Raw genomic sequence first — 26,143 nt, forward strand, 5'->3', positions numbered from 1 at the left:
ACCCGGTCTTGAAGGAAACGGACGTCCCCCCGCGACGGACCGTTGCCCGGTCAGCCGGGACTCCCCTCCTCGTCACGGTCCCACAGCACGGCGGGGGCCCGGCAGCGCAGCCACGCCGACAGCTCGGCGCTCAGGGCCTCCTCCACCTCCGCCTCCAGCAAGCTCGACCAGGGAAGATCCGCGTGCGGCAACTCGTCCTGCCACGCCCGCGCGACCTCGGCCACCGACCGCCGCGTGGGCGGCCCCCCGGCCGTCGCGGCGTCCCACATCACCAGCCAGGAGCGGATCTCGCCCGAGGCCTCGACGCATGCCGCCAGCACCTCGCTCATCGGCGCGGTCTCCTCGGGGCAGACCAGGCACGCCCACCACCAGGCCCGCAGGAACTCCGCGACCGCCTCGGCCTGCGCCACCGGCCACCGCTGCCACCGGCCCCGCGCGACCGACCCGCCGGCCTCCGCCAGCCAGAACGCCGCCACCCCACCGGCGGCCAGCGCCGCGGCGAACTCGGGCAGGATCCGGCGCAGCACCGCCGGGTGGTCCCGCCAGCCCGGCTCCCACCACGTCCGGAACAGCAGGTCCGAACCGAGCGGCAGACCGGGCCTCTTGAGCAGCGCCAACTCCTCGGCGCTGCCCCAGTGGCACGCGCAGTTCGTCTCGTCGGCCGCCGCGGTCTCGCCGCAGAACGCCTGCGCCACCGCCGCCACCGCGCGCTCCAGCCGCGACCGCGCGGCCTCCGGATCGAGACCGCCATCGACGTGCACCATGCCGTCCGCCTTCGAGGACTCCGGCCGCGGCCGAAGGGAGCACCCTACTGCACGTCATGTGACGGAGTGTTTGACCCTGACCCGGCGTCATGGCCGATAGTCGGCGGCATGGAGGAGCACATCACCGTGGGACGCGCAGCCGAGCTGGCCGACGTGACCGTCCGCACCCTGCACCACTACGACCGGATCGGTCTCGTCCGGCCGTCCTCGCGGACGGCGGCCGGGTACCGCGCCTACGCGCCCGGCGACGTGGAGCGGCTGCGGGAGGTGCTCGCCTACCGGCGGCTGGGCTTCGGGCTGCGCGAGATCGCGACGCTCGTGGACGACCCCGCCACCGACGCGGTCGCGCACCTGCGCCGGCTGCGCGGCCTGATGCTGGAGCAGCGCGACCGGGCCGACGCCATGGCGGCGGCCATCAACCGCGAGCTGGAGCTGCGGGCCGCAGGCACCAGGACCCCACCCGAGGAGCAACTCAAGATGTTCGGAGCACAGCTGTACGACACCATCGGCTCCGCCTACCCGGCGACGCGGCGCACCGACCCGCGCATCGCCGCGCGGATCTGGGACGCGCTCGGCGACGCCCGCACCGTGCTCAACGTCGGAGCCGGCACCGGCTCCTACGAGCCCCCGGACCGGGAGGTCACGGCGGTGGAGCCGTCCGCGGTGATGCGCGCACAGCGTCGCGCGGACGCGGCGCCGTGCGTGGCCGCTACGGCGGAGCGCCTGCCGTTCACGGACGGGTCCTTCGACGTCGCGATGGCGGTCAGCACCGTCCACCACTGGGCGGACCCGGTCGCCGGGCTCCGCGAGATGCGGCGCGTGGCCCGCCGCGTGGTGGTCCTCACCTACGACGCGAGCGCCCCGGGCTGGCTCGACCGCTTCTGGCTGACCCGCGACTACCTGCCGGAGTTCGCGGACGTCCTCACCGGCTGGCCCTCCCTGGCCGACCTGGCCCAGGCGATCGGGGGCCGCGCGGAACCCGTCCTCGTCCCGTGGGACTGCGCGGACGGCTTCTTCGAGGCCTACTGGCGCCGCCCCGAGGCCTACCTCGACGAACACGTCCGCCGCGCGGTCTCCGTCTGGACCAAGGTCGGCCCGGACGCCGAACACCGCGCCGTCGACCTGCTCCGCAACGACCTCGCCACCGGCCGCTGGGCCACCCGCAACCGCGACCTCACCGCCCTCGACGCCGCCGAACTCGGCCTCCGCCTCCTCACCACCGCTACGCCGTCGCCCGGCGAACGCGGTAGTTCCAGCGTGTGAGTGACCTGACCACGGTCTCGGCGCCGATGGGGTTGGCACTGTGCACGAAGACCGTCCCGATGTGGAACGGTTGCCCACCGAAGGCAGCCTCTTCCAGGAGCGTCACCACGGGCATGATGCTGTCCTCACCGCCCAGGTCGTGGTCGAGCCAGAGCTCGTCGACGAACCGGCCCCGGTGCTCCTCCAGCAGCTGAACACCCTCACGGCTGGTGCGGTCGACCCGTGTGGCCCGGGGGGAGCGGCCGAAGGTCGTCGATACCCAGAATGACCGGCGTCCGCGCGGGTTGATCCTTGTTCACCGGTGCATTGTCCCCGCACCGCTCAGCGCCCGAAGGTGACCTTGAAGTCCGGCCTGGCCCGCGCGAACTTGGCGAGGCGGCCCTGGAGTGACGACGCCTCGGCCGGGAGCCGGCGTTCCAGCTCGATCCAGCCGGCCGGCCGTCCTCGACGTCGAAGACGAGGTGACCGCAGCAGGGGCAAGGCCGACGACTGTCCACCGGGGCAGTCTGGCCCACGGTCCCGGTGCGCGGCGACCCAGTCCGTAGGGCTCAGGGTGTGAGTCTGATCGAGGTGGGTCCTGGACAGCTTGAGCGCGTGGTCCGCGCAGTGGCAGGAGCGCCGGGGACACGCGTCGCTGCGGATGTGCGGGAGTTCCTGGGCCAGGGCAGGCCGGCCGAAGGCACCTGATCGGGTCCCGCCCCTCCGCCGACACCGTCGACACCGTCGACGCCTTCACCCGGACCTGCGACCGCGAGCGAAGGCTCAGCTCTGGGCCATGTCCACGAACCGGGAGTAGTGGCCCTGGAAGGCCACGGTGATCGTCGCCGTCGGGCCGTTACGGTGCTTGGCCACGATCAGGTCGGCCTCGCCCGCGCGGGGGGACTCCTTCTCGTAGGCGTCCTCGCGGTGCAGCAGGATGACCATGTCCGCGTCCTGCTCGATGGAGCCGGACTCACGCAGGTCGGAGACCATCGGCCGCTTGTCGGTGCGCTGTTCGGGACCACGGTTCAGCTGGGAGAGCGCGATGACCGGCAGCTCCAGCTCCTTGGCCAGCAGCTTGAGGTTTCGGGACATCTCCGAGACCTCCTGCTGCCGGCTCTCGGCCCGCCGCGAGCCGCCGTTCTGCATCAGCTGGAGGTAGTCGATGACGACCAGCCGCAGGTCGTTGCGCTGCTTGAGACGACGGCACTTGGCCCGGATCTCCATCATCGACAGGTTCGGGGAGTCGTCGATGTAGAGCGGGGAGTCGTTCAGGTCCTGCATGCGGCGGGCGAGGCGGGTCCAGTCCTCGTCCGTCATCGCGCCGGTGCGCATGTGGTGCAGTGCGACGCGGGCCTCCGCCGAGAGCAGACGCATCGCGATCTCGTTGCGCCCCATTTCGAGGGAGAAGAAGACGCTCGGGATCTTGTGCTTGACCGAGCAGGAACGGGCGAAATCGAGCGCCAATGTCGACTTTCCCATGGCGGGACGTGCGGCGACGACGATCATCTGGCCCGGGTGGAGGCCGTTGGTGAGGGAGTCGAGGTCGGCGAAGCCGGTGGGGACGCCGGACATCTGGCCGCTGCGGGAGCCGATGGACTCGATCTCGTCGAGGGCGCCCTCCATGATGTCGCCGAGCGGTGCGTAGTCCTCGTTGGTGCGCTGCTCGGTGACGGCGTAGATCTCCGCCTGGGCGCGGTTGACGATCTCGTCGACGTCGCCCTCGGCGGCGTAGCCCATGCCGGCGATGCGGGTACCGGCCTCGACGAGGCGGCGCAGGACGGCGCGCTCGTGGACGATCTCGGCGTAGTACTCCGCGTTCGCCGCCGTCGGGACCGAGTTGACCAGGGTGTGCAGGTAGGAGGGCCCGCCGACGCGGGTGATCTCGCCGCGCTTGACCAGCTCGCTGGCGACGGTGATCGGGTCGGCCGGCTCGCCGCGGGCGTAGAGGTCGAGGATGGCGCCGTGGATCAGCTCGTGGGCCGGGCGGTAGTAGTCGCCCGGCTTGAGGACCTCGACGACGTCGGCGATGGCGTCCTTGGAGAGCAGCATGCCGCCCAGGACGGACTGCTCGGCGGCGAGGTCCTGCGGGGGGACGCGCTCGAAGCCCGCGTCGGAACCGCCGCCGGAGCCGCCGGAGCCGTCCGAAGAACCGTTACCGCGCTTATCGCCGTCCCTGCCGTCCCTGCCACCGCGCCCGCCGCGGCCTCCGCCGCCGTCGCGGTCGCCGTCCTCGCGGCGGCGGGAGAAGGGCAGACGGTCGCCCGGACCGCCGTCGTCCGGCGGTGCGGCGGGCGGGACCCACTCGTCGTCCGGCGGCGGGGGGACGTCCTCGAACCCGTCGTCGTACGGTGCCCCGCTCATCGGTGCCGCCTTCCGCTGCCTTGCCGCCTTACCGTGCCGTAGCGCTCCATTCAACGGCACGGGTCAGACAATGGCCAAGATGGTTATCCACAGGGGGTGTGGATACCGGCTCGCTACCTGTGGACAACTGCCACCAGGCTGTGCACGACGTGGGGGACAACTTGTGGACAAGCTCACGTCCCGACCAGAATGATCGCCCTGACCTGCGCAAACATGGCTTCCCGCCCGCGCCGCCGAAAAACTTCTCCGACCGGCCCAAGATCGCGACAAACGGTGCGCGACCGACCGCGCCACGCGGTGAGAGGTAATGACCAACAATCAGTTGCGCCCATTACCTGTGGATGACTACCGTAGGACCATGAGACTGCGCCAGCGCCCCCTCGACCGCGAGATCCTCGCGCTCGCCCTCCCGGCCTTCGGCGCACTCATCGCCGAGCCGTTGTTCCTGATGGCCGACTCGGCCATCGTCGGCCATCTCGGCACCGCGCAGCTGGCCGGGCTCGGCGTCTCCGCCGCCCTGCTCGCGACCCTCGTCAACGTCTTCGTCTTCCTCGCCTACGCCACCACCGCGGCCGTCGCCCGCCGCATCGGCTCCGGCGACCGGCAGGCAGCGCTCAAGCAGGGCGTCGACGGGATCTGGCTGGCCCTGCTGATCTCGGTGCTGGTCGTCGCCACCGCGATCCCCGTCGCCCCGACCGTGGTCCACCTCTTCGGCGCCTCGCCGACCGCCGCGCCCTACGCCGTCGACTATCTCCGGATCAGCAGCGCCGGCATCCCCGCGATGCTGATCGTCCTCGCCTCCACCGGCGTACTGCGCGGCCTCCAGGACACCCGGACCCCCCTTGTCGTCGCCATCGCCGGCTTCTCCACGAACCTCCTGCTCAACCTGACCCTCGTCTACGGCGCCGGTCTCGGCATCAGCGGCTCCGCCCTCGGCACCGTGATCGCGCAGTGGGGCATGGCCGCCGCCTACCTCACGGTCGTGCTGCGGGGCATCCGCGTCAACCACTCCGGCCCCGGCAGTTGGTGGGCGACGCTGCGCCCCGACGTCCCGGGCATCCGCGCGAGCGCGACGGCCGGTGTCCCACTGCTGGTCCGCACGCTGAGCCTGCGCGCGATCCTGCTGATCGCCACGGCGGTGGCCGCGCGGCTGGGCAACACCTCGATCGCCGCGCACCAGATCGCGATGTCGCTGTGGAGCTTCCTCGCGTTCGCGCTGGACGCCATCGCCATCGCGGGCCAGGCGCTGATCGGCCGCGCGCTGGGCGGGGGCGACGCGGCGGGCGCGCGGGCCGCGACCCGCCGGATGGTGGAGTGGGGCGCGGGCGCGGGTGCGGTGCTGGGCACTGTGCTGATCGTGGCGCAGCCGCTGTATCTGCCGCTCTTCACCAGCGACGCGGCGGTACAGCGGCAGTTGCTGCCGGTGCTGGTCGTGGCCGGGGTGATGCAGCCGGTCAACGGGGTGGTCTTCGTCCTCGACGGCGTCCTGATGGGGGCCGGCGACGGCCCGTATCTCGCCTGGGCGATGCTGGCGACGCTGCTGCTGTACGCGCCGGTGGCGCTGCTGCTCGGCTCCCAGGGCCTGACCGGCCTCTGGCTCGCCATCGGCTTCGCCATGATCGCCCGCGCCGTCTCCATGGCGCTGCGCGCCCGCACGGGCGCCTGGCTGGTCACAGGAGCCGTCCGGGCGTAGCCCTCAGGGGCGCGGGGCACGACAAGCGGGGCACGGCAAAGGGGGCACGGCAAAGGGGGCACGGAATCCGAAGATTCCGTGCCCCCTTCTCAGCTCGAAAGAGCGATCGTCAGGCGGCGACGACGTTGACGCTGATGGACGCGGCAACCTCGGGGTGCAGCTTGACGGTGACCGTGTGGGCACCGGTGGTCTTGATCGGGGAGCCGATCTCGACGCGGCGCTTGTCGACCAGCGGGCCGTCGACGGCCTTGATGGCCTCGACGACGTCGCCCGGGGTCACCGAGCCGAACAGGCGACCAGCGTCACCCGCACGGACGGCCAGCTTGACGGCCAGAGCCTCGAGCTTGGCCTTGACCTCGTTGGCCTGGTCCAGGGTCTGGATCTCGTGGATCTTGCGGGCGCGACGGATCGCGTCCACATCCTTCTGGCCGCCCTTGGTCCAGCGGATGGCGAAGCCACGCGGGACCAGGTAGTTGCGGGCGTACCCGTCCTTGACCTCGACGATGTCACCGGCGTTGCCGAGACCCGAGACCTCGTTGGTGAGGATGATCTTCATAGTTCGGTCACCCTCCTATTCAGCGAGCGGTCGAGGTGTAGGGCAGCAGAGCGACCTCGCGGCTGTTCTTCACAGCCGTGGCCACGTCGCGCTGGTGCTGGGTGCAGTTGCCGGTGACCCGGCGGGCGCGGATCTTCCCACGGTCGGAGATGAACTTGCGAAGCAGGTTCGTGTCCTTGTAGTCGACGTAGGTGATCTTGTCCTTGCAGAAGACGCAAACCTTCTTCTTAGGCTTGCGCACGGGCGGCTTCGCCATCGTGTACTCCAGTGTTCGTGATCAAGTCGTGTGTTGACCGCCGGAGGCGGTCAGACCGCTGAGCGCGGTCGCCGAGCCGCCGCTCTTTAGAACGGGGGCTCGTCCGAGAAACCGCCGCCGGCCGGGGCACCCCAGCCGCCGCTGTTTCCACCCTGCTGGCCACCGCCGGCCGGGGCGCTGGACGCCCACGGGTCGTCGGACGGGCCGGACTGGGAGCCTCCGCCCCAGCCACCGCCCTGCTGGCCACCACCACCACCACCGCTGAACCCGCCGCCCTGCTGGCCACCGCCGAAGCCGCCGCCGGGACCGCCCGAGCGCTGGGCCCGGGTGACCTTGGCGGTCGCCGAGCGCAGGCTCGGACCGACCTCGTCGACCTCGACCTCGAAGACGGTCCGCTTCTCGCCTTCCTTGGTCTCGTACGAGCGCTGACGCAGGCGGCCCTGCACGATGACGCGCATGCCGCGCTGCAGCGACTCGGCCACGTTCTCCGCGGGCTGCCGCCAGACGTTGCACGTGAGGAAGAGGCTCTCGCCGTCCTTCCACTCGTTGGTCTGACGGTCGAAGGTGCGGGGGGTCGACGCGATGCGGAACTTCGCGACGGCCGCACCTGACGGGGTGAACCGCAGTTCGGGGTCGTCGACAAGGTTGCCGACAAGGGTGATGACGGTCTCGCCTGCCATGTTCGACCTCTCGGGAGAAGACGTGCGGGGTGAGCTGAAGTGCTCGGGTTACTCGGATGCTCCGCCTCACTCAGGAGGCGGCAGCGGACATGCTCAGTGGGTCTCCGGGCGCAGGACCTTGGTGCGCAGCACCTGCTCGCTCAGGTTGAGCTGACGGTCCAGCTCCTTGACGACAGCAGGCTCAGCCTTGATGTCGAGCACGGAGTAGATGCCCTCGGACTGCTTCTTGATCTCGTACGCCAGGCGACGACGACCCCACGTGTCGATCTTCTCGACATTGCCACCGCCGGTGCGGACGACATTGGCGAAGTTCTCGATCAGCGGGGCGACAGCGCGCTCCTCGACGGACGGGTCGAGGATCACCATGACCTCGTAGTGACGCATTTGGAACCCACCTCCTCTGGACTCAGGCGGCCACGGTCTCTCCGTGGCAGGAGGGTCTTCAATTCACGTCGGCAACGGTAGCGACCGCCACTGACAACGTCGGGAACGACAATGCCGGACGGATCCACACCGGTGCAGACGGTCCAGCCTACAGGCACCCGAACGGGGGCTTGAAATCCACCCTCGTATCGCCGCAATCTGTACACATCGGGTAGGAAGCGCACTACTGTGCGTAATCGTCTGACCTCCCTAAGGAGGCGGTCCCATGGCCCAGTCAGCCCCGCCGGTCGGAGCCACCGGTCAGGTCGTCCGTCGTAACCCCCTGGCGGCCCTGTTCAACACCGACGGCAAACCGCACCCCCTGGAGAACACGCTCACCGCCGTCACCGCGGTGCTGGGCATCATCGCCATCGCCACCTGCGCGTTCCGCAGCCTGCACGTCGTCGCCTCCTGGGCGGGGCTGGCCGGAGTGGCGACAGCGGCGGTGGCACAGTACAAGTCGGCGACGACAGCCGAACGCTTCGTCATCGTGGTGGCCGGCGGCATGGCCGCGGTCGGGCTCGGGATCGGTCTCGCCCACGGCGGGTTGATCTGAGCCGGGAGGCGCCGCCGGCGCCTCCCGCCACTCCCTGTCACCTCTATGGGGTGCTCCCCCTGGGCAGTAGGCTGCGCACTTGACGCGATCCACGCCCGAGGAGCACCCCCACATGAGCCTGCGCCTGAGGACCATCAGCCGCGAGGAGCACCTGGCCTTCATCCGGAGCCTGCCGTCCGCGAGCCACATGCAGGTGCCCTCCTGGGCGGACGTCAAGGCCGAGTGGCGCAACGAGTCGATCGGCTGGTTCGACGAGCAGGACCGGATCGTCGGCGCCGGCCTGGTGCTCTACCGACAGCTGCCCAAGGTCAAGCGCTACCTGGCCTACCTCCCCGAGGGCCCGGTGATCGACTGGTTCGACCCCAACCTCGAGGGCTGGCTGCGCCCGATGCTTGACCACCTGAAGAGCCAGGGCGCCTTCACGGTGAAGATGGGCCCGCCGGTGATCATCCGGCGCTGGCAGGCGGAGACCATCAAGAACGCCATCTCCACCGGCGAGGCCAAGCGCCTGCGGGACATCGAGGCCGACTGGTACGAGCCGCGCGCGATCGACACCGCGGACCGGCTGCGCCGGATGGGCTGGCAGCAGGGCGAGGACGGCGGCGCCGGCTTCGGCGACGTGCAGCCGCGCTACGTGTTCCAGGTGCCGCTGGCCAACCGCTCCCTGGACGACGTCCTCAAGGGCTTCAACCAGCTCTGGCGCCGCAACATCAAGAAGGCCGAGAAGTCGGGCGTCGAGATCGTCCAGGGCGGCTACGACGACCTGCCGGTCTTCCACCAGCTCTACCTGGAGACGGCCGAGCGCGACAAGTTCATCCCGCGCCCGCTCTCCTACTTCCAGCGCCAGTGGCGCGCACTGACCGCCGAGGACCCGAACCGGATGCGCCTGTACCTGGCGTACCACGAGGGCGACCCGCTGGCGGGCACCACGATGATCACGGTCGGCCAGCACGTCTGGTACTCCTACGGCGCCTCCACCGTGCACAAGCGTGAGGTCCAGCCGAACAACGCCATCCAGTGGCGGATGCTGCGCGACGCGTACGCGCTCGGCGCGACCGTCTACGACCTGCGCGGCATCAGCGACACCCTGGACGAGACGGACCACCTGTTCGGTCTGATCCGCTTCAAGGTGGGCACCGGCGGCCAGGCGGCCGAGTACCTGGGCGAGTGGGACTTCCCGCTCAACAAGCTGCTGCACAAGGCCCTCGACATGTACATGCAGCGTCGCTGACACTACGTCCGCGTACGCTTCAATCCCGGAACGACCCGGAACGACCGACACCGGAACGTGGAAGGCCCTCCCATGGCGCTCAGTATGTACGTGGACACCCCTCGCTGGCGTGACCACCAGCGCAAGGTGCTGGGGGCCTTCCCTGGCCTCGTCCCGGTCGCCAAGGGCAACGGCTACGGCTTCCGCAACGCCCGGCTCGCCGAGGAGGCCACCCGCCTGGGCGCCGACATGCTGGCGGTCGGCACGGCCTACGAGGCCGCCGAGCTGAAGGACTACTTCGGTCGCGACCTGATCGTGCTCACCCCGTACCGCATCGGCGAGGACCCGGTCCCGCTGCCGCACCGGGTGATCCGCACGGTCGGCACCGTCGACGGCGTCCGCGCGCTCGTCGGCGGCCGGGTGATCGTGGAGTGCATGACCAGCATGCGCCGCCACGGCGTCAACCCCGAGGACCTGCCGAAGCTGCGCATGGCCATCGAGGACGTCCGGGTGGAGGGCTTCGCCGTCCACCTGCCCATGGACCGCCCCGAGGGCGTCGACCCGGTCGGCGAGACCGCCCGCTGGGTCGACCAGCTGCGCACGGCGGGCCTGCCGGTGCGCACGATGTTCGTCAGCCACCTCAGCGCGGCGGAGATGGAGCAGCTCCAGGGCTGGTACCCGGAGGTCCGCTTCCGTGCCCGGATCGGCACGCAGCTGTGGCTCGGCGACCACGAGGCCATCGAGAGCCGCGGCACGGTCATGGACGTCCACCGGATGGCCAAGGGCGACCGCTTCGGCTACCGCCAGCACCGGGTCTCCGGCGACGGCCACCTGATCGTCGTCGCGGGCGGCACGGCCCACGGCGTGGGCCTGGAGGCCCCGAAGAACATGTCGGGGCTGACGCCCCGCGCCAAGAACCTCGCCCGCGCGGGGCTCGCGACGCTGGGACGCAACACGTCGCCCTTCAGCTGGAACGGCGGCAAGCTCGGCTTCGCCGAACCCCCGCACATGCAGGTCTCGCTCCTCTGGGTCCCGGGCGAGGTGGCCCCGCCGGCCGTCGGCGAGGAACTGCGCGCGACGCTGCGGCACACCACCACGCTGTTCGACCGCATCGTCGACCGGCACTGACACCAAGCGGCACTGACACCAAGCACAGGGGCGCGGGGCTTGCCCCGCGCCCCTGTGGTGTCACTCGTGGACCGAAGAGCTCCCCACGGCGTAACTCGTCGCCCCCGAAGGGCGGGACTCCGGCGCGGCCTGGACCTTGACGCCCGTCAGCGTGAACACGTCCGCGGCGCCGTCGAGCACCCCGCCCGAGGGGTCGTCGCTGCCGTCCGCGCGGACCGGGTCCGCGGAGGGGGCGAGGATGTCGCGGATGACGAGCACGACGAGGTAGAGCGTGCCGAGGATGTGGACCGCGATCGACGCGTGGTACCAGTCCGGCGGCAGGCCCTTCTGGTTGCCCGACGCGCCGTAGGCGAGGTAGTACCAGACCCCTAGGAAGTACAGGACCTCGCAGACCTGCCACACCAGGAAGTCCCGCCAGCGCGGCCGCGCCAGCACCGCCAGCGGCAGCAGCCACAGCACGTACTGCGGCGAGTAGACCTTGTTGGTCAGCGTGAAGGCCGCCACCACCAGGAATGCCAGCTGCGCGAACCGCGGTCGCCGCTTCGCCGCCAGGGCCAGCCAGCCGATGCCGAGGCAGCACAGGACCAGCAGGATCGCCACGATCGTGTTGACGGTGTTGGTCGACACGTTCAGCCAGTTGTTCTGGGTGAGGATCAGCCAGAACGAGCCGAAGTCCACCCCGCGCGACTCACTGAAGGTGTAGAACGTCGCCCAGCCGTTGAAGTTGGCCAGCATGAACGGGATGTCGACCAGCAGCCAGGCGACCGCCGCCCCGGCCAGGGCCTGGCCGAACTCGCGCATCCGGCCCGCCCGCAGACAGAGCACCAGCAACGGGCCCAGCAGGAACACCGGGTACAGCTTGGCGGCCGTGGCCAGGCCGATCAGCACGCCCGCCCAGACGGGGTAGCGGCGCGCCCACAGGGCCATGCCGACGGCCGCGAGCGCGACCGCGAGCATGTCCCAGTTGATGGTCCCGTCCAGGGCCAGCACCGGCGCGAGCGCGAAGAGCAGCGCGTCCCACGGGCGGCGGCGGTGCGTGCGCGAGAGCGCGACCACGGCCACGACCGCACAGACCAGCAGCATGCCCGCGTTGACCAGGTAGAAGATCTGCTCGCGGTAGACGTCGGCGCCACCGGTCGGCGTCAACTGCGCCGCACCCCACACGAAGAGCCCGGTGAGCACCGGGTACTCCAGGTACTGCATGGTGGGGTCGGAGGGGTTGGGGATCTTGTCGACGTAGGGGATGTTGCCCGGCACGTTGAAGCCGCGCAGGTCGAACAGGTGCGGGATGTCGCTGTAGCAGGCGTGGTCGTACTGCGCGGAGGCGCCGTAGAACCAGCCGCTGTCGTAGCAGGGCACCTTCTGCACCATGCCGAGCGCCCAGACCACCACGGTGACGATCGCGAGCACGCGCGCCGCGGTCCACCAGCTCACCCCGAGCAGCGCGTGCCGTCCGGGCGCGCCGCCGATCAGCTCGCTGGCGGCCGCGGAGACGGGGTCCTCGTCGGCGGGCACGACGACGGTGTCCTCCGGCGGCGGCACGGGCAGCGTCGGCTGCGCCACGGCGGCGAACTCCTCCTCCGCGTCCCCCGGCCCGGCCCAGACGTGCGCCGCTGGCTCGTCTGCACGCCCGGCGTCGCCGGCCTGCTGGTCACTCGACGTCATACCGCTCATCCTGCCGCACGATCCTTTCCAGGGGTTGTGGACAACGCGCTGCCCCCACGTCTGGCCGCCGTACCGTCGCGCCGCCGCACCGGCGCCTACGCCACGCGGCCCCCACCCTTCCGGGTCGGGGCCGCGTGGCGTTCACTGCTCTGACGTCGCTACCCGCCGTTGGGTTGCGCCTGTCCGTTCGGCACGGCCGGACTGCTGGAGCTCCCGCCGCCGCCCGGATGCTTCTTGCTCGACGACGGACTCGGGTTCGGGCAGGTGCCGAGGTCGATCTCCAGCTGCGTGCACGGCGAGGACGAGTCCGACGGCGAGCTGCTGGGGCTCGCGCTGGTCGACGGCGAGGACGACGCGGACGCGCTGCTGGACGCCGAGGAGCTGGCAGAGGGCTTGGCGGTCGGCGAGGCGGAGACGCCCGGCTCGTTCTGGATCGTGCCGTAGTGCGGGTCGCCCGGCAGCGGGACCGGGGTCACGCCGTTGAGCGCCTGCTCCATGTAGGCGGTCCAGATCTCGGTCGGGAAGTCGGCACCGTAGATCTCCTGCTGGCCCGCAAGACCGGTCAGCGACATGAGCGCGTGGGACTTGGGGTCCACGTCCCACAGACCGATGGCCGTGGAGAGGTCCTTGGTGTAGCCGACGAACCAGGCCGACTTCTTGGAGTCGGTGGTACCGGTCTTGCCGGCCGCGTCCCAGCCGAGGGCCTGGGCCTTGATACCGGTGCCGTAGGGCTCCTGGACCACGGCCTTCAACGCGGTGGTCACCGAGTCGGCGACGTCGGGGCTGAAGACCTGGTGCGGCTTCGACTTCGTGACGGTCGTGGCGCCGTTGTAGACGAAGCTCTGGACCTCGTACGGGTCGGCCTCCATGCCCGAGGCGGCGAAGGTCGCGTACGCGGTGGCCATGCGGATCGGGCCGGGGGTGGAGGTACCGAGCGCGAAGGACGGGCCGAGGCCACCCCAGTTGGAGTCCTTGTTCAGGCCGGCGAGGATGGCGGCGTCCTTCACGTTCTGCATGCCGACGTCCATGCCGAGCTGGACGTAGACGGTGTTGATGGACCGGGCCATCGCCACCTTCAGGTTGATCGGCCCCAGGTTGTCGCCGGAGTCGTTGACCTGTGTCCAGGGGCCGTTCTTGTCCGTCCAGAGCGTCCCGTCGGGGTTCTTGATCTTGAGCTTGTCGTTGCCGTTGTAGAGGCTGTTCAGCGAGACGCCGACAGGACCGGTCGCGCCACCGCCCACCTGGTTGTCGCTGGACTGCACGCCGTCCTTGAGGGCGGCGGCCAGCACGAACGCCTTGAAGGTCGAGCCGACCAGGACACCGGGGTTGTTGGCGTCGTCGAAGGCCTGCTTCATGTAGTCCGGGCCACCGTAGATCGCGGTCACCGCGCCGTCACCGGGCTTCACCGAGGCACCACCGACGTGGAGCCAGGCGTCCACCGGGTAGGTGTTGTACTTGCCGGTGATGGAGTCCTTGTTGGTGACCTTCCGCTTCGGGTCGAGCTTGTACTGACCCTTGAAGGGTTCAGCGACGGCCGCCTTCATGGCGTCCATGTCCGACTGCACGAAGGTGGTGCGGATCGTGTAACCGCCCTTGTCGAGCGACGCCTGGGTCACGCCGCCGTGGGTGGTCATGAAGAGGTCGGCGAGGTCCACCAGGTAGCCGACGTAACCGGTGCCCGTGCTGGCGGTCTTACGGGGCAGCCACTTCGGGAACCCGCTGGTGATGCCGTCCTGTGCCAGGGGCGCCGTGGCCATCTTGTCGGCCGCCTGCCGGCTCAGGATCCACTGCCAACGAGCCTTCATGCGCGCCGTGTTGGCGTCAACGTTGTTGCCGGCCGCGTCACCTGCGGGGTCGTACAGGCTCGGACCGTTGACCAGGGCCGCGAGGAAGGCGCCCTGGCTGACGGTCAGGCTCTTCGAGTCGGTGTTGAAGTAGGTCTTGGCGGCCGCCTCGATGCCGTAGGCGCCGCGCCCGAAGTAGACGCTGTTGAGGTAGCCCTCAAGGATGTTCTGCTTGGACACGCTCTGGTTGAGCTTGACCGCGAGCATGATCTCTTCGAACTTGCGGCTGACCGTCTGCTGCGAGCCGAGGAACGCGATCTTCAGGTACTGCTGGGTGATCGTCGAGCCGGACTGGACGTCACCGCCGGAGGCCATCTTGTAGACGGCACGCGCGATGCCCTGCGGGTCGACACCCGAGTCGGTCCAGAAGTTGGCGTTCTCCGCCGCGAGGAAGTCGTTCTGCACGCCGGTCGGCACGTCACCGAGGGGGACCTTGGTGCGGTTGTAGGCGCCACGTACGGCCATGGTCTTGCCGTTGGACCACTGGTACGTGTTGGCCTGCATGTTCATGGTCGCGTCGATGCTGGGCATCTGGACCGTGGCGTAGGCGTAGCCGACGAGCGCCGTCAGGCTGCCGAAGCAGAACAGGAAGCAGCTGGTGACCAGCTTCCACGAGGGCAGCCAGCGGCGGAAGCCGGTCTTGCCCCAGCGCGGGTAGTCGATGAAACGCTTCGGCCGGGGGCCGTTCGGGCCCTTGCCGCCACGACCGCCGGGGCCGCCCGGGCCACCGGGTCCGCGGCCGCCTCCTCCGCCGCCGCTGCCGCCGCGGCCGCCGCCCTTGCCCTGGGCCGCGCGGCGCATCTCCGCGCGGGTCGGGCGGGGCTCCGCCGGGGAGCCGGCGGCGGGGCCGCCGCCCGGCTGCGGGCGTGCGGTGCGTCGCGGGGGCATGCCGCCGCTCGGGTGGGCAGCGCTCTGGCCGCGGCCCGACGAGGTCGGGCCATTGGGGCGACGGCCGCCGTACTGCGGCTGCTGCGGCTGCTGCGACTGCGGCGTTCTACGCCGGTGTTCGCTCATCCTGCTTCCAGCTGTTCCTCGGACTGAAGGCTGCGCTGCGGCTGCCTGAAGGCGGTGGTCCTGTTCCCCCATGGCGACGCGGGCCGAAGAGGCCAGAGTCCGCCGAGGACGGGGACGCCATCGGGAGACCCGTGGTTCCCGTGGTCTCCGTGATTCCTGGCGGCTTTCTGCATAGGCGACAGAGTACGCAGCTTGGGAAGCCCCCTAACCGGGCGTCAACTCCCAATTGGGACATATCGCCGACAGATCCTTATCAAAGGTCAGCCAAACTCCCGTGCGCCGCGCACAGAACCCGCATCTCCCCGGCCACTCCCGGGCCGTCCTTACACAGAACCGACAACTGTGAGAGCCACCACCCCACTCCCCGCGAGCCCCCTCTTGCCGCCGCAACACCGGAGCCATATCGTCTCGATGTATCGGTTCGATACATCGCAGTGGCATACTCGTGATGACGACAGCGGGACCGAGTCACGCGGCACGAAGGACGAAGGAGGCGAAGCCGGACCATGAGCAGGCGCTCGGGCATCCTGGAGTTCGCCGTCCTCGGCCTGCTGCACGACTCGCCCATGCACGGCTACGAGCTGCGCAAGCGGCTCAACGTGCTGCTCGGCTCGTTCCGTGCCTTCTCCTACGGCACGCTCTACCCCTGCCTGAAGGGCCTCGTCGCCCAGGGCTATCTGGTCGAGGACAACCCCGACGCCGAGTACATCCCCGCAACCGCCCTGAACGGCAAGCGATCGAAGATCGTCTACCGGCTGACCGGGGAGGGCAAGCAGCGCTTCGAGGAGCTGCTGGCCGACTCCGGTCCCGATGCCTGGGAGGACGAGCACTTCGGTGTTCACTTCGCCTTCTTCGGCCAGACCGACAAGGCCGTGCGCATGCGCGTGCTGGAGGGTCGCCGGAACCGGCTGGAGGAACGACTGGAGCGGATGCGGGCCTCGCTGGCCCGCACCCGCGAGCGCTTGGACGCTTACACCCTCGAACTGCAGCGCCACGGCCTTGAGTCGGTCGAGCGCGAGGTCCGCTGGCTCAACGAGCTGATCGAGACCGAGCGCGCGAACCGCGGCGGCCGCGGCCACGCCACCGCCCCACCGGGCGGGGACGAGTAGCAGCAGCACCATGCGGGCGGCCGGGGGAGCGCCGACGATCGGCACGACCTACCGCATGACCCCAGAGACGTACCGCATTGACTGAAGGCAGAGACCCGTGCCGCAGCACGAGTCTCACGAGTAACAAGGAGCAACCGGAATGAGTTCGGTTCGCGTAGCCATCGTGGGTGTCGGCAACTGCGCCGCTTCCCTGGTGCAGGGTGTCGAGTACTACAAGGACGCCGACCCGAACAGCCGCGTGCCGGGCCTCATGCACGTGCAGTTCGGTGACTACCACGTCTCCGACGTGGAGTTCGTGGCCGCGTTCGACGTGGACGCCAAGAAGGTCGGTCTCGACCTGGCGGACGCCATCGGCGCCTCCGAGAACAACACCATCAAGATCTGCGACGTTCCGTCGTCCGGTGTCCAGGTCCAGCGCGGCCACACCCTCGACGGCCTCGGCAAGTACTACCTGGAGACCATCCAGGAGTCCACCGAGGAGCCGGTCGACGTGGTCCAGGTCCTCAAGGACCGCCAGGTCGACGTCCTGGTCTGCTACCTGCCCGTCGGTTCCGAGGCCGCAGCGAAGTTCTACGCCCAGTGCGCCATCGACGCCAAGGTCGCCTTCGTCAACGCCCTCCCGGTCTTCATCGCCGGCACCAAGGAGTGGGCGGACAAGTTCACCGAGGCCGGCGTGCCGATCGTCGGTGACGACATCAAGTCCCAGGTCGGCGCGACGATCACGCACCGCGTGATGGCGAAGCTGTTCGAGGACCGCGGTGTCATCCTCGAGCGCACCATGCAGCTGAACGTCGGCGGCAACATGGACTTCAAGAACATGCTCGAGCGCGAGCGCCTGGAGTCCAAGAAGATCTCCAAGACGCAGGCCGTCACCTCGCAGATCCGCGACCGCGAGCTGGGCGCCAAGAACGTCCACATCGGCCCGTCCGACTACGTCGCGTGGCTCGATGACCGCAAGTGGGCGTACGTGCGCCTCGAGGGCCGCGCCTTCGGTGACGTTCCGCTGAACCTCGAGTACAAGCTCGAGGTCTGGGACTCCCCGAACTCCGCCGGTGTCATCATCGACGCCGTGCGTGCGGCGAAGATCGCCAAGGACCGCGGCATCGGTGGCCCGATCCTGTCGGCGTCCTCGTACTTCATGAAGTCCCCGCCGGTCCAGTACTTCGACGACGAGGCCCGCGAGAACGTCGAGAAGTTCATCCGCGGCGAGGTCGAGCGCTGACCCGCTGACGCGGACCCGCACTGACCTGCAAACGCCCCCATCCGCCGGTTTCGGCAGATGGGGGCGTTGCACTTTGCCGGGGGCGCGAGGAACTGAGCGAGCCACCGGCGTGCGGATGGCCCTGCGCGTTCGGCCTGCCGGCTGCGTGGGTGGCTCGTCGCCCACGCAGGACATCGAGCAGAGCCTCGCGCCCGTGCAGGATGCAACTGAATCATGATCGTGAAGTGCTGCACGTGAAACACTTGGCGATCTTGCTCGCGAATGCGTGCGCCCGCGCACGGCACGTGCCAGGCTAGGCCGGTGGCGACGACACCGACCCTGCGCGCGCTGCTGCGGCTCCGTGGCTTCCGGCGCCTGCTGGCCACGCGGCTGCTGTCGCAGCTCGCGGACGGCGCGTTCCAGGCGGCGCTTGCCGCGTACGTCGTCTTCTCTCCCGAGCGGCAGCCCAGTCCCGCCGCCATCGCGTCCGCATTCGCCGTGCTGCTGCTGCCGTTCTGCCTGATCGGCCCGTTCGCGGGCGTGCTGCTGGACCGGTGGCGGCGACGCCAGGTGCTGGTGAAGGGCAACCTGCTGCGCCTGCTGCTCTGTCTGGCCACCGCCGCGCTCGTCGCGGCGCAGGCGCCCACGTGGGTGTTCTTCACCGCCGCGCTGCTGGTCACCGGCATCAACCGGTTCGTCCTGGCCGGGCTCTCGGCCGCGCTGCCGCACGTCGTCACGGACGAGCTGCTGATCGGCGCCAACTCCCTCGCCCCGACCGCCGGCACGCTCGCGGCGACCATCGGCGGCGGCGGGGCGTTCCTGGTGCGGCTCGCACTGCCCGCCGGGGCGGCCAGCAACGCGCTGCTGGTGGCGCTGGCCGGCGGCGGGTACGCCGCGTCCGCGTTGGTGGCCACCACCCTCGGCAAGGAGTCACTCGGCCCCGAGCGCAAGCAGCGCGAGGAGGCCGCGGAGGCGACCATCCGCACCGCTCTCACCGACACCGCCCGCGGCCTGCTGGACGGCTTCCGGCACCTGCTGCAGGACTGCCGCCCGGCCGCCCGCGCGCTCGGCGCAGTGACGGTTCTGCGGTTCTGCTACGGCCTGCTGCTGGTCGTCCTGCTGATGCTCTGCCGCAACACCTTCGCCGCGCCCAGCGACCAGAGCGGTGGCCTGCGCTGGCTCGGCACGGCGCTGGGCGCCTCCGCCGCCGGCTACTTCAGCGCCGCCGCGCTCACCCCGTTCGCCGGCCGCCGGCTCACCGTGCCGGGCTGGCTGACGACCTGTTCCGCGCTCGGCGCGGTCCTGACGGCCGCACTCGGCTTCTTCTTCACACCCTGGCCCACCATGGTCGCCGCCTACGCGCTCGGGCTGCTCACCCAGGGCGCCAAGATCAGCACCGACACCCTCGTCCAGAGCGGCGTCGAGGACGCCTACCGGGGACGCGTCTTCGCCCTCTACGACGTCCTGTTCAACAGCGCGCTGGTCGCGGCGGCGGGACTGTGCGCGCTGGTGCTGCCGATCTCGGGACGCTCCGTCCCGGTCGTGCTGACGGCGGCGGCGCTGTACGCCGCCACCGCCCTCGTCTACGGCGCCACCCGCCCGTGGCGGGCCGCGCTCACCCCTGCCGCTCTGCCCACCAGGTCCTGAGCGCCTCGGCCGCGGCCTCCTCGCCCATCGGGCCGTGCTCCAGGCGCAGCTCCAGCAGGAACGTGTACGCCTCGCCGACCTCCCGGCCCGGCTTGATGCCGAGCAGCCGCATGATCTGGTCGCCGTTCAGGTCGGGCCGGATCGAGTCCAGCTCCTCCTGCTCCTGCAACTGGCCGATCCGCTGCTCCAGACCGTCGTAGCTGCGCGCGAGCGCGGCGGCCTTCTTCTTGTTGCGGGTGGTGCAGTCCGAGCGGGTCAGCTTGTGCAGCCGGTCCAGCAGCGGGCCCGCGTCGCGCACGTAGCGGCGCACCGCGGAGTCGGTCCACTCGCCGGTGCCGTAGCCGTGGAACCGCAAGTGCAGCTCGACCAGCCGGGAGACGTCCGCGATCAGCTCGTTGGAGTACTTGAGCTCGCGCAGCCGCTTCTTGGTCATCTTCGCGCCGACCAGCTCGTGGTGGTGGAAGGAGACGCCGCCGCCGTCCTCGAAGCGCCGGGTGCGCGGCTTGCCGATGTCGTGCAGCAGCGCGGCCAGGCGCAGCGTCAGGTCCGGCTTGCCGTCGCCCTCGCCGGTCGACTCCAGGTCGATGGCCTGCTCCAGCACGGTCAGGCTGTGCTCGTAGACGTCCTTGTGGCGGTGGTGCTCGTCGCGCTCCAGGCGCAGCGCGGGCAGCTCCGGCAGGACGCGGGCGGCCAGACCGGTGTCGACGAGCAGGGTCAGGCCCTTGCGCGGGTGCGCCGACAGCAGCAGCTTGTTCAGCTCGGCCTGGATCCGCTCGGCGGAGACGATGTCGATCCGGTCGGCCATCTCCGTCATCGCGGTGACGACCTCGGGCGCGACCTCGAAGTCCAGTTGCGCGGCGAAGCGCGCGGCACGCAGCATCCGCAGCGGGTCGTCGGAGAAGGAAGCCTCCGGCGTGCCCGGCGTGCGCAGCACTCCCTCGGCGAGGTCGGCGAGCCCGTGGTGCGGGTCCACGAACTCCACCTGGGGCAGCCGCACGGCCATCGCGTTGACCGTGAAGTCGCGGCGCACCAGGTCCTCCTCGATGGTGTCGCCGAAGGTCACCTCGGGCTTGCGGGAGTTCCGGTCGTACAGCTCGGAGCGATAGGTGGTGATCTCGATCTGGAGGTCGTGCTTGCGCACGCCGACCGTGCCGAACGCGATGCCCACGTCCCAGACGGCCTCGCCCCAGCCCTTGACCAGCTTCAGGATCTCCTTGGGCCGGGCGTCGGTGGTGAAGTCCAGGTCGTTGCCGAGCCGGCCCAGCAGCGCGTCGCGGACGGAGCCGCCGACCAGTGCGAGGGTGAAGCCCGCCGCCTGGAAACGCTCGCCGAGGTCGACCGCGACCGGGTAGGCGCGCAGGATCTCGCGTACCCGCTCCGCTTGCGTCTCGCTCAGCGCGGCACCGCCGTCGGCGAGGACGGAGGCGGGGGTGGGCTCGGATGCGGGGAGGCCGGAGGGCATAGCGTGGGACACGACAGACAAGGGTACGGGGCGCGGCACCTGCCGTGCTTGCACTATCCGGGGCGAACCGGAACCGTGGGCGCCAGGAACCACGTCGTACCCCCGTCCGGGCCTGCCTACCGGCACACGAGGCGGCTCGGCGTCGTTACCATGCCAGGGCGCGGGGCGCGGGGCGCGGACCGAAGGCGCCTGCCCCGCCGTATGGGGCATCCCCGGGGACAGCGACGAGAACGGCGAGGACGCGTGGGCGAGGCGGCGACGGGGAGGTGGCGGGCAAGCGGCCGGCCTGACAGGGGTCGGGCGGAAAGGCGGAGCGGGAGCACGCTGCGCCGGGCCGCGCGGCTGACGCTCGCCTCCGGGCTGGTCGTGCTGGCCGGGCCGACGCTCGCACCCGCCGCCGAAGCCGCGCCGCAGATCACCGTGAGCGACGTGCCGGCGCTCCAGCACACCGCCTCCTCGACAACGCTGGCGCCGGCCGACACCCACACGAGCGTCGAGGTGACGCTCAACACGGTCACCCCGGCCGTCCCCACGGCAGACGGCGAGGTGACCGTCACCGGCACGGTCCGCAACCGCACCTCCAGCGCCGTGCAGGGGCTGCACGTGGGACTGATGACCACCGGGGCGGCCCTGACCCAGCGCTCCGAGATCGAGTCGGTGGCCGCGTTGGGCGAGAAGCCGAGCGGCAACGACGGATTCGAGCGCGGGGACCTGCAACAGCGGATCGGCACACTCGCGCCGGGCGCGACCGTCTCGTTCTCGATCAAGGCGCCGATCTCGAAGCTGGGCCTGCCCGCCGACCCCGACGGGGTCTTCGCCCTCGGCGTGGACGCGCAGAGCAACGTCGGCGCCGACGCGGGGTACCCCCTCGCCATCGCCCGGACCTTCCTCCCGCTGCACCCCAGGAACTCCAGCGTCAAGGCCACCAAGGTCGCCACCCTCTGGCCGCTGACCAACCCGCCGGTGCTTCAGGCGCAGACCTATGTCGACCCGTCCTCGCACACCGAGGAGCCGGTGCTGACCCAGGAGCTGGCCGGTTCGCTGGCGCAGGAGGGCCGGCTCGGCCAGCTCGCGTCGATCGGGCAGCAGAACCCCGGTCTGCGGCTGACCTGGATGGTCGACCCGGACCTGATCGACACGGTCAGCGCGATGACCGGCGACTACCAGGTGACCACCGCCGCCGACACCTCCGGCGCCAACGCGGGCTGCCACTGCCTGACCGCGGGCACCGGCAAGCAGGCGGCCACCAACTGGCTCGCCCAGGTGCAGAGCGCCCTGTCCACCGGGAAGCCCGACGTCGTCTCGCTGCCCTACGCGGACCCGGACCTGGCCTCGCTCGCCCACAACTCCACCGCACGGAGCCAGGTCGCCTCGCTGCTGCCGGTCCTCGGCAGCAGCGTGGGCCTGGACCGGCTCCAGGTCGACGCCAACCACGACGTGGCCTGGCCCTACCAGGGGTACGTCGACACCTCGATCGTGTCGGTGGCCAAGAGCATGGGCGCGAGCCAGATCATCGTCAACGGCGCGTCGATGCCCGACAGCCCGGACCTGACCTACACCCCGAACGCGGCACGCAGGATCAGCGGCGGGATGACCGCGGTCGTCGCCGACAGCGAGCTGACGAAGATCTTCGCCGGGGACCTGTCCACCCAGGCCGAACAGACCGCGGCCGTGCAGCGGTTCCTCGCCGAGACGCTGGCGATCTCCGGGGAACAGCCGTACACCCAGCGGGACGTCGTGGTGCAGCCGCCGCGCAACCTGTCCACCGCCACCGCGCAGACCCTGGTGCGGGCCCTCAAGGACGCCCAGGGCGGCGCCTGGGTGCAGCCGGTGGACCTGAACAGCGTCGTCCAGGCGGGGGCCAGCACCGGCGCCGACACCCGGGTGCCCTCCACCGGCAGCTACCCGTCCTGGCTGCGCGCCGGTGAGCTCAGCGGGACCGCCGTCGACGCGCTGACGAAGACCCAGCAGGGCCTGACCCAGCTCCAGCGCATCCTGACCCGCCCGGACCGGCTCCGGGAGCCGTTCAACGCGGCCATGGTCCGGTCCGTCTCCACCGGCTGGCGCGCGGACCAGCCGGCGGGGATCACCTATGCGTTGGACATGAACGGCTACATGACCTCGCTGACGGGGTCGGTCTACATCATCAAGAAGACGAGCGACGTGGTCGTGCCGGGCGACAACGCCTCCGCACAGATCGCCGTCAGCGTCGAGAACGACCTGGAGCAGCCGGTCACCCGGCTCAAGCTCCACCTGGAGGTCGCCGACACCGGCTACCCCCGCCTCAAGATCGACTCACAGTCCGCGCAGGACGGCGTGGACATCACCGTCGCCGGCGGCCGGACCAAGTACACCGCCCGTTTCAAGGTCACGGCCACCGCGAACGGCCAGGTGAAGATGAAGGCGGTGCTCCTCTCGGCGCAGGACGGCTCCGAGATCAACCACCAGTACTTCTACGTCAGCATCACCTCGGTGTCCTCCGGCGTCATCGCCGTGATGGCCAGCGGCGGGTTGCTCGTCGTCCTGGCCGGTCTGCGGTTGTACTGGAAGCGCAAGAAGAACGCGGCCCTCGCCGCCGCCACCGCCGAAGGTCCCGAGGACCCGACGGCAACGAAGGACACGGAGGCAGACGCATGACCGCGCCGCGAGACGGCAGGACCCCTCAGGGCGGCACCGGCGGCCACGCGCCCGACCCGTACCTCGACCAGACCTACGCGCACGACCCCTACCCGGCGGACCCGTACGCCACGGACCCGCACGCGCCCGCCGCGACGCAGGCGCCGCCGGCCCCCGGGTCCCTGTACGGCGAGGGCGGCTACCCGCCCCCGCCGCAGCCGCCGTTCCCGCCGCACACTCCGCAGCAGCAGACACCGCAGCCGCAGGCCTACCAGCCGGCGCAGGGCGGGCCGCCGGGGTACTCGGAACAGCAGCCCTACGGGCAGCAGACGCAGCCGTACCCCGCGCAACACCAGCCGCAACACCAGCCGCAGCAACCGGGGCAGGCCGCGTACCAGGCCCAGCCGCCCTACCAGCCGCAGGGCTTCAGCCAGGCCTACGGGGGCCAGCAGCAGCTGCCGCCGCAGCAGCCAGGCGTCCAGGGCTGGCCGCAGGATCCGCAGCAGCCCGGCCAGCCGCCGCAGTACCCGCCGCAGGGGCAGCCCGGCCAGCCGGGTCAGACCGGTCAGCCGGGCGCCGAGCCCTACCTCGGGGTCGACGAGCTGATCAGCGGCGCGGGTCGCCGCCAGGCGGCGCGCGAGCACACGCAGGCGCAGCAGCAGCGCGCCCAGGACGAGGCCTACGACTTCCTGTTCCGCGACAGCGGACCGAGCCTGTACGGCGAGGCGGGCGGCGACGCCGTCGCCGAGACCACGAGCACCATCCCGCTGCTGGTCCCGCAGGACCTGCCGCAGCGGCCGGAGGAGACCGAGGCCGAGTCGTCCTCGGCCGAGGCGGGCGCCCCCAAGGGCAAGGTCGCGAACCTGCTCAACTCCAGCGCGATCATGGCGGCGGGCACGCTCGTCTCGCGTGGCACCGGGTTCCTGCGCACGATGGTGATCACCGCGGCCATCGGCGTCTTCACGCTCGGCGACCGCTACAGCGTCGCCAACACCCTGCCGACCATGATCTACATCCTGGTCGGCGGCGGCGCGCTCAACGCGGTCTTCGTCCCGCAGCTGGTACGCAGCATGAAGAACGACGAGGACAACGGCGAGGCCTACGCCAACCGCCTGCTGACCCTGGTCGTGGTCGGGCTCGGCACGGTCGTGGCCGCCACCGTGATCGCCGCGCCGCTGCTGGTCCGGGCGGTCTCGAACGAGTCGATGGCGACCCCGGCCTCGGCGGACGTGACGGTGGCGCTGACCCGCTACTGCCTGCCCACGATCTTCTTCATGGGCCTGCACGTGGTCATGGGTCAGATCCTGAACGCGCGCGGCAGATTCGGCCCGATGATGTGGACCCCGGTCCTCAACAACATCGTCGTCATCTTCACCTTCTCGATGTTCATCTGGGTCTACGGGCCGTGGAAGTCCACGTACATGGACGTCACCACGATCCCCTCGGCGGGCGTCCGGCTGCTGGGCATCGGCACGCTGCTCGGCCTGGTGGTCCAGTCGCTGGCGATGTTCCCCTACCTGCGCCATGCCGGGCTGCGCTTCCGCCCGCGCTTCGACTGGCGCGGCCACGGCCTCGGCCACGCCGCGAAGCTGGCCAAGTGGACGTTCCTGTTCGTCCTCGCCAACCAGGCCGGCTTCCTCGTCGTCACCCAGCTCGCCACCGCAGCCGGTGGCGCGGCGGGCGTGGCCGGCAAGGGCCTGGCGGCCTACCAGAACGCGCTGCTGATCTGGCAGCTGCCGCAGGCCGTCATCACCGTCTCCATCATGAGCGCCGTGCTGCCGCGCATCTCCCGCGCGGCCGCCGACGACGACGCCACCTCGGTCCGCGACGACCTCTCCTACGGCCTGCGGACCTCCGCCGTGGCGATCATCCCCGGCGCCTTCGCCTTCCTGGCGCTCGGCCCGGCGATCGGCGCGGCGATCTACAACGAGGTCTCCGTCGGCTACATGGTCTCCGCTTTCGCGCTCGGCCTGATCCCCTACTCGGCCCAGTACGTGCTGCTGCGTGGCTTCTACGCCTACGAGGACACCCGCACGCCCTTCTACAACACCGTGTGGGTGGCCGCCACGCAGGCGCTGCTCTCGGCGATCTGCTACGTCGTGCTGCCCGCCACGTGGGCCGTCACCGGCATGGCCTTCGTCTACGGCGCGGCCTACGTGGTCGGCCTGATGGTGGCCGTGCCGCGGCTGCGCCGCCGGATCGGCGATCTTGACGGCGATCGCATCAAGCGCACCTACACCAAGCTGATCGGCGCCAACGTGCTGCCGGCCGTGGTGGGCGCGGGTCTCAGCTTCGCCGTTCTCGGTGCGCTGGGCGGAGGCCGCGTCGGCGGCATCGCCGCCGTGGTGGTCGGCGGCGTGGTGCAGATGGGCCTCTTCCTGGTCGTGGCCAAGCGGATGCGCATCGACGAACTCAACTCGCTTCTCGGTATGGTTCGCGCGAAAATCGGACGCTAGGTGAACCAACCGCAGATTTCGCCGAGCCGCGCAACCAACGAGGCCGCCCGACGGTCGTAAGGGGCGCGACGAGTTGGCACAATTGATCGTGGGTCGGGCCGTGTCGTCATGCGGCCCGCCGTGGGATCGGCGGCAATGCGGTTCGGGGAGGCAGGACAACGGTGGCTGAGCGCAGCGAGACGGCCGTGGAATCGACCACGGGCGGCCCTCGGGCGGGCGAAGGGCAGTCGGAACGGACTTCGGAGGCGACCGCCCAG

20 protein-coding genes are annotated in these 26,143 nt (G+C 70.6%); 10 read left to right on the forward strand and 10 right to left on the reverse strand.

Annotated features, from left to right (window positions below):
* Positions 1 to 50: 50 nt before the first annotated feature.
* On the reverse strand, positions 51 to 764 hold the full coding sequence (locus ABH931_RS01330; RefSeq protein WP_370108970.1) for a hypothetical protein: 714 nt from the start codon (positions 762 to 764) through the stop codon (positions 51 to 53).
* Between the two features lie 108 nt (positions 765 to 872).
* On the opposite strand from ABH931_RS01330, the gene ABH931_RS01335 reads away from it, so the two are divergent.
* Positions 873 to 2,027, forward strand: a complete 1,155-nt coding sequence (locus ABH931_RS01335) for a methyltransferase domain-containing protein (protein WP_370108972.1) — start codon at positions 873 to 875, stop codon at positions 2,025 to 2,027.
* Here ABH931_RS01335 and ABH931_RS01340 read toward each other — a convergent pair.
* Positions 1,987 to 2,316 carry a cyclic-phosphate processing receiver domain-containing protein gene (locus tag ABH931_RS01340; protein WP_370109453.1) on the reverse strand — a complete coding sequence of 110 codons (330 nt, stop codon included), beginning with the start codon at positions 2,314 to 2,316 and terminating at the stop codon, positions 1,987 to 1,989. The genes ABH931_RS01335 and ABH931_RS01340 overlap by 41 nt on opposite strands.
* Before the next feature lie 473 nt (positions 2,317 to 2,789).
* Positions 2,790 to 4,370 (reverse strand): replicative DNA helicase, encoded by a 1,581-nt coding sequence (gene dnaB, locus ABH931_RS01345; protein ID WP_370108974.1) that lies wholly within the window; start codon positions 4,368 to 4,370, stop codon positions 2,790 to 2,792.
* 358 nt (positions 4,371 to 4,728) lie between these two features.
* Between dnaB and ABH931_RS01350 the strand changes: the two genes are divergently transcribed.
* Positions 4,729 to 6,063, forward strand: a complete 1,335-nt coding sequence (locus tag ABH931_RS01350) for an MATE family efflux transporter (RefSeq protein WP_370108977.1) — start codon at positions 4,729 to 4,731, stop codon at positions 6,061 to 6,063.
* Positions 6,064 to 6,172: 109 nt separating this feature from the next.
* Here ABH931_RS01350 and rplI read toward each other — a convergent pair whose 3' ends face one another.
* The 4 genes from rplI to rpsF form a co-directional block, all read right to left on the reverse strand.
* The gene (gene rplI / locus ABH931_RS01355) at positions 6,173 to 6,619 is read right to left on the reverse strand and encodes a 50S ribosomal protein L9 (protein ID WP_370108979.1); all 447 of its coding nucleotides are present in this window, start codon (positions 6,617 to 6,619) and stop codon (positions 6,173 to 6,175) included.
* Positions 6,620 to 6,638: 19 nt separating this feature from the next.
* Positions 6,639 to 6,875 carry a 30S ribosomal protein S18 gene (rpsR, locus tag ABH931_RS01360; protein WP_030254746.1) on the reverse strand — a complete coding sequence of 79 codons (237 nt, stop codon included), beginning with the start codon at positions 6,873 to 6,875 and terminating at the stop codon, positions 6,639 to 6,641.
* A gap of 86 nt (positions 6,876 to 6,961) precedes the next feature.
* The gene (locus tag ABH931_RS01365) at positions 6,962 to 7,555 is read right to left on the reverse strand and encodes a single-stranded DNA-binding protein (RefSeq protein WP_370108982.1); all 594 of its coding nucleotides are present in this window, start codon (positions 7,553 to 7,555) and stop codon (positions 6,962 to 6,964) included.
* Between the two features lie 93 nt (positions 7,556 to 7,648).
* Entirely contained in the window at positions 7,649 to 7,939 is a 291-nt protein-coding gene (gene rpsF, locus ABH931_RS01370; RefSeq protein ID WP_370108983.1) for a 30S ribosomal protein S6, read from the reverse strand.
* Positions 7,940 to 8,204: 265 nt separating this feature from the next.
* Between rpsF and ABH931_RS01375 the strand changes: the two genes are divergently transcribed.
* From ABH931_RS01375 to ABH931_RS01385, 3 genes are all read left to right on the forward strand, one after another.
* Positions 8,205 to 8,534 carry a hypothetical protein gene (locus ABH931_RS01375; protein WP_370108985.1) on the forward strand — a complete coding sequence of 110 codons (330 nt, stop codon included), beginning with the start codon at positions 8,205 to 8,207 and terminating at the stop codon, positions 8,532 to 8,534.
* Positions 8,535 to 8,646: 112 nt separating this feature from the next.
* Positions 8,647 to 9,765, forward strand: a complete 1,119-nt coding sequence (locus ABH931_RS01380; RefSeq protein ID WP_370109455.1) for a lipid II:glycine glycyltransferase FemX — start codon at positions 8,647 to 8,649, stop codon at positions 9,763 to 9,765.
* A gap of 72 nt (positions 9,766 to 9,837) precedes the next feature.
* Entirely contained in the window at positions 9,838 to 10,872 is a 1,035-nt protein-coding gene (locus ABH931_RS01385) for an alanine racemase (protein ID WP_370108987.1), read from the forward strand.
* A 60-nt stretch (positions 10,873 to 10,932) separates the two neighbouring features.
* Here the strand turns inward: ABH931_RS01385 and ABH931_RS01390 are convergent, their stop codons facing one another.
* Both ABH931_RS01390 and ABH931_RS01395 read right to left on the reverse strand, forming a co-directional pair.
* Complete coding sequence (locus ABH931_RS01390; protein ID WP_370108989.1) at positions 10,933 to 12,537, reverse strand: glycosyltransferase family 87 protein; 1,605 nt, start codon at positions 12,535 to 12,537, stop codon at positions 10,933 to 10,935.
* A gap of 158 nt (positions 12,538 to 12,695) precedes the next feature.
* The gene (locus tag ABH931_RS01395) at positions 12,696 to 15,395 is read right to left on the reverse strand and encodes a transglycosylase domain-containing protein (protein ID WP_370108991.1); all 2,700 of its coding nucleotides are present in this window, start codon (positions 15,393 to 15,395) and stop codon (positions 12,696 to 12,698) included.
* A 506-nt stretch (positions 15,396 to 15,901) separates the two neighbouring features.
* Between ABH931_RS01395 and ABH931_RS01400 the strand changes: the two genes are divergently transcribed.
* From ABH931_RS01400 to ABH931_RS01410, 3 genes are all read left to right on the forward strand, one after another.
* Complete coding sequence (locus ABH931_RS01400; protein WP_042458378.1) at positions 15,902 to 16,504, forward strand: PadR family transcriptional regulator; 603 nt, start codon at positions 15,902 to 15,904, stop codon at positions 16,502 to 16,504.
* 139 nt (positions 16,505 to 16,643) lie between these two features.
* Positions 16,644 to 17,726 (forward strand): inositol-3-phosphate synthase, encoded by a 1,083-nt coding sequence (locus ABH931_RS01405; protein WP_370108992.1) that lies wholly within the window; start codon positions 16,644 to 16,646, stop codon positions 17,724 to 17,726.
* Between the two features lie 300 nt (positions 17,727 to 18,026).
* Positions 18,027 to 19,352 (forward strand): MFS transporter, encoded by a 1,326-nt coding sequence (locus tag ABH931_RS01410; protein WP_370108994.1) that lies wholly within the window; start codon positions 18,027 to 18,029, stop codon positions 19,350 to 19,352.
* Here ABH931_RS01410 and ABH931_RS01415 read toward each other — a convergent pair.
* Positions 19,321 to 20,814 (reverse strand): CCA tRNA nucleotidyltransferase, encoded by a 1,494-nt coding sequence (locus ABH931_RS01415; protein ID WP_370109457.1) that lies wholly within the window; start codon positions 20,812 to 20,814, stop codon positions 19,321 to 19,323. The genes ABH931_RS01410 and ABH931_RS01415 overlap by 32 nt on opposite strands.
* 201 nt (positions 20,815 to 21,015) lie before the next feature.
* On the opposite strand from ABH931_RS01415, the gene ABH931_RS01420 reads away from it, so the two are divergent.
* Positions 21,016 to 23,451 carry a DUF6049 family protein gene (locus ABH931_RS01420; protein ID WP_370108996.1) on the forward strand — a complete coding sequence of 812 codons (2,436 nt, stop codon included), beginning with the start codon at positions 21,016 to 21,018 and terminating at the stop codon, positions 23,449 to 23,451.
* The gene (gene murJ, locus ABH931_RS01425; RefSeq protein ID WP_370108998.1) at positions 23,448 to 25,886 is read left to right on the forward strand and encodes a murein biosynthesis integral membrane protein MurJ; all 2,439 of its coding nucleotides are present in this window, start codon (positions 23,448 to 23,450) and stop codon (positions 25,884 to 25,886) included. Before ABH931_RS01420 ends, murJ begins: the two co-directional genes overlap by 4 nt.
* The last annotated feature ends 257 nt before the right edge of the window (positions 25,887 to 26,143 follow it).

It is taken from the genome of Streptacidiphilus sp. MAP12-33 (assembly GCF_041261265.1).
Taxonomy (GTDB): Bacteria; Actinomycetota; Actinomycetes; order Streptomycetales; family Streptomycetaceae; genus Streptacidiphilus.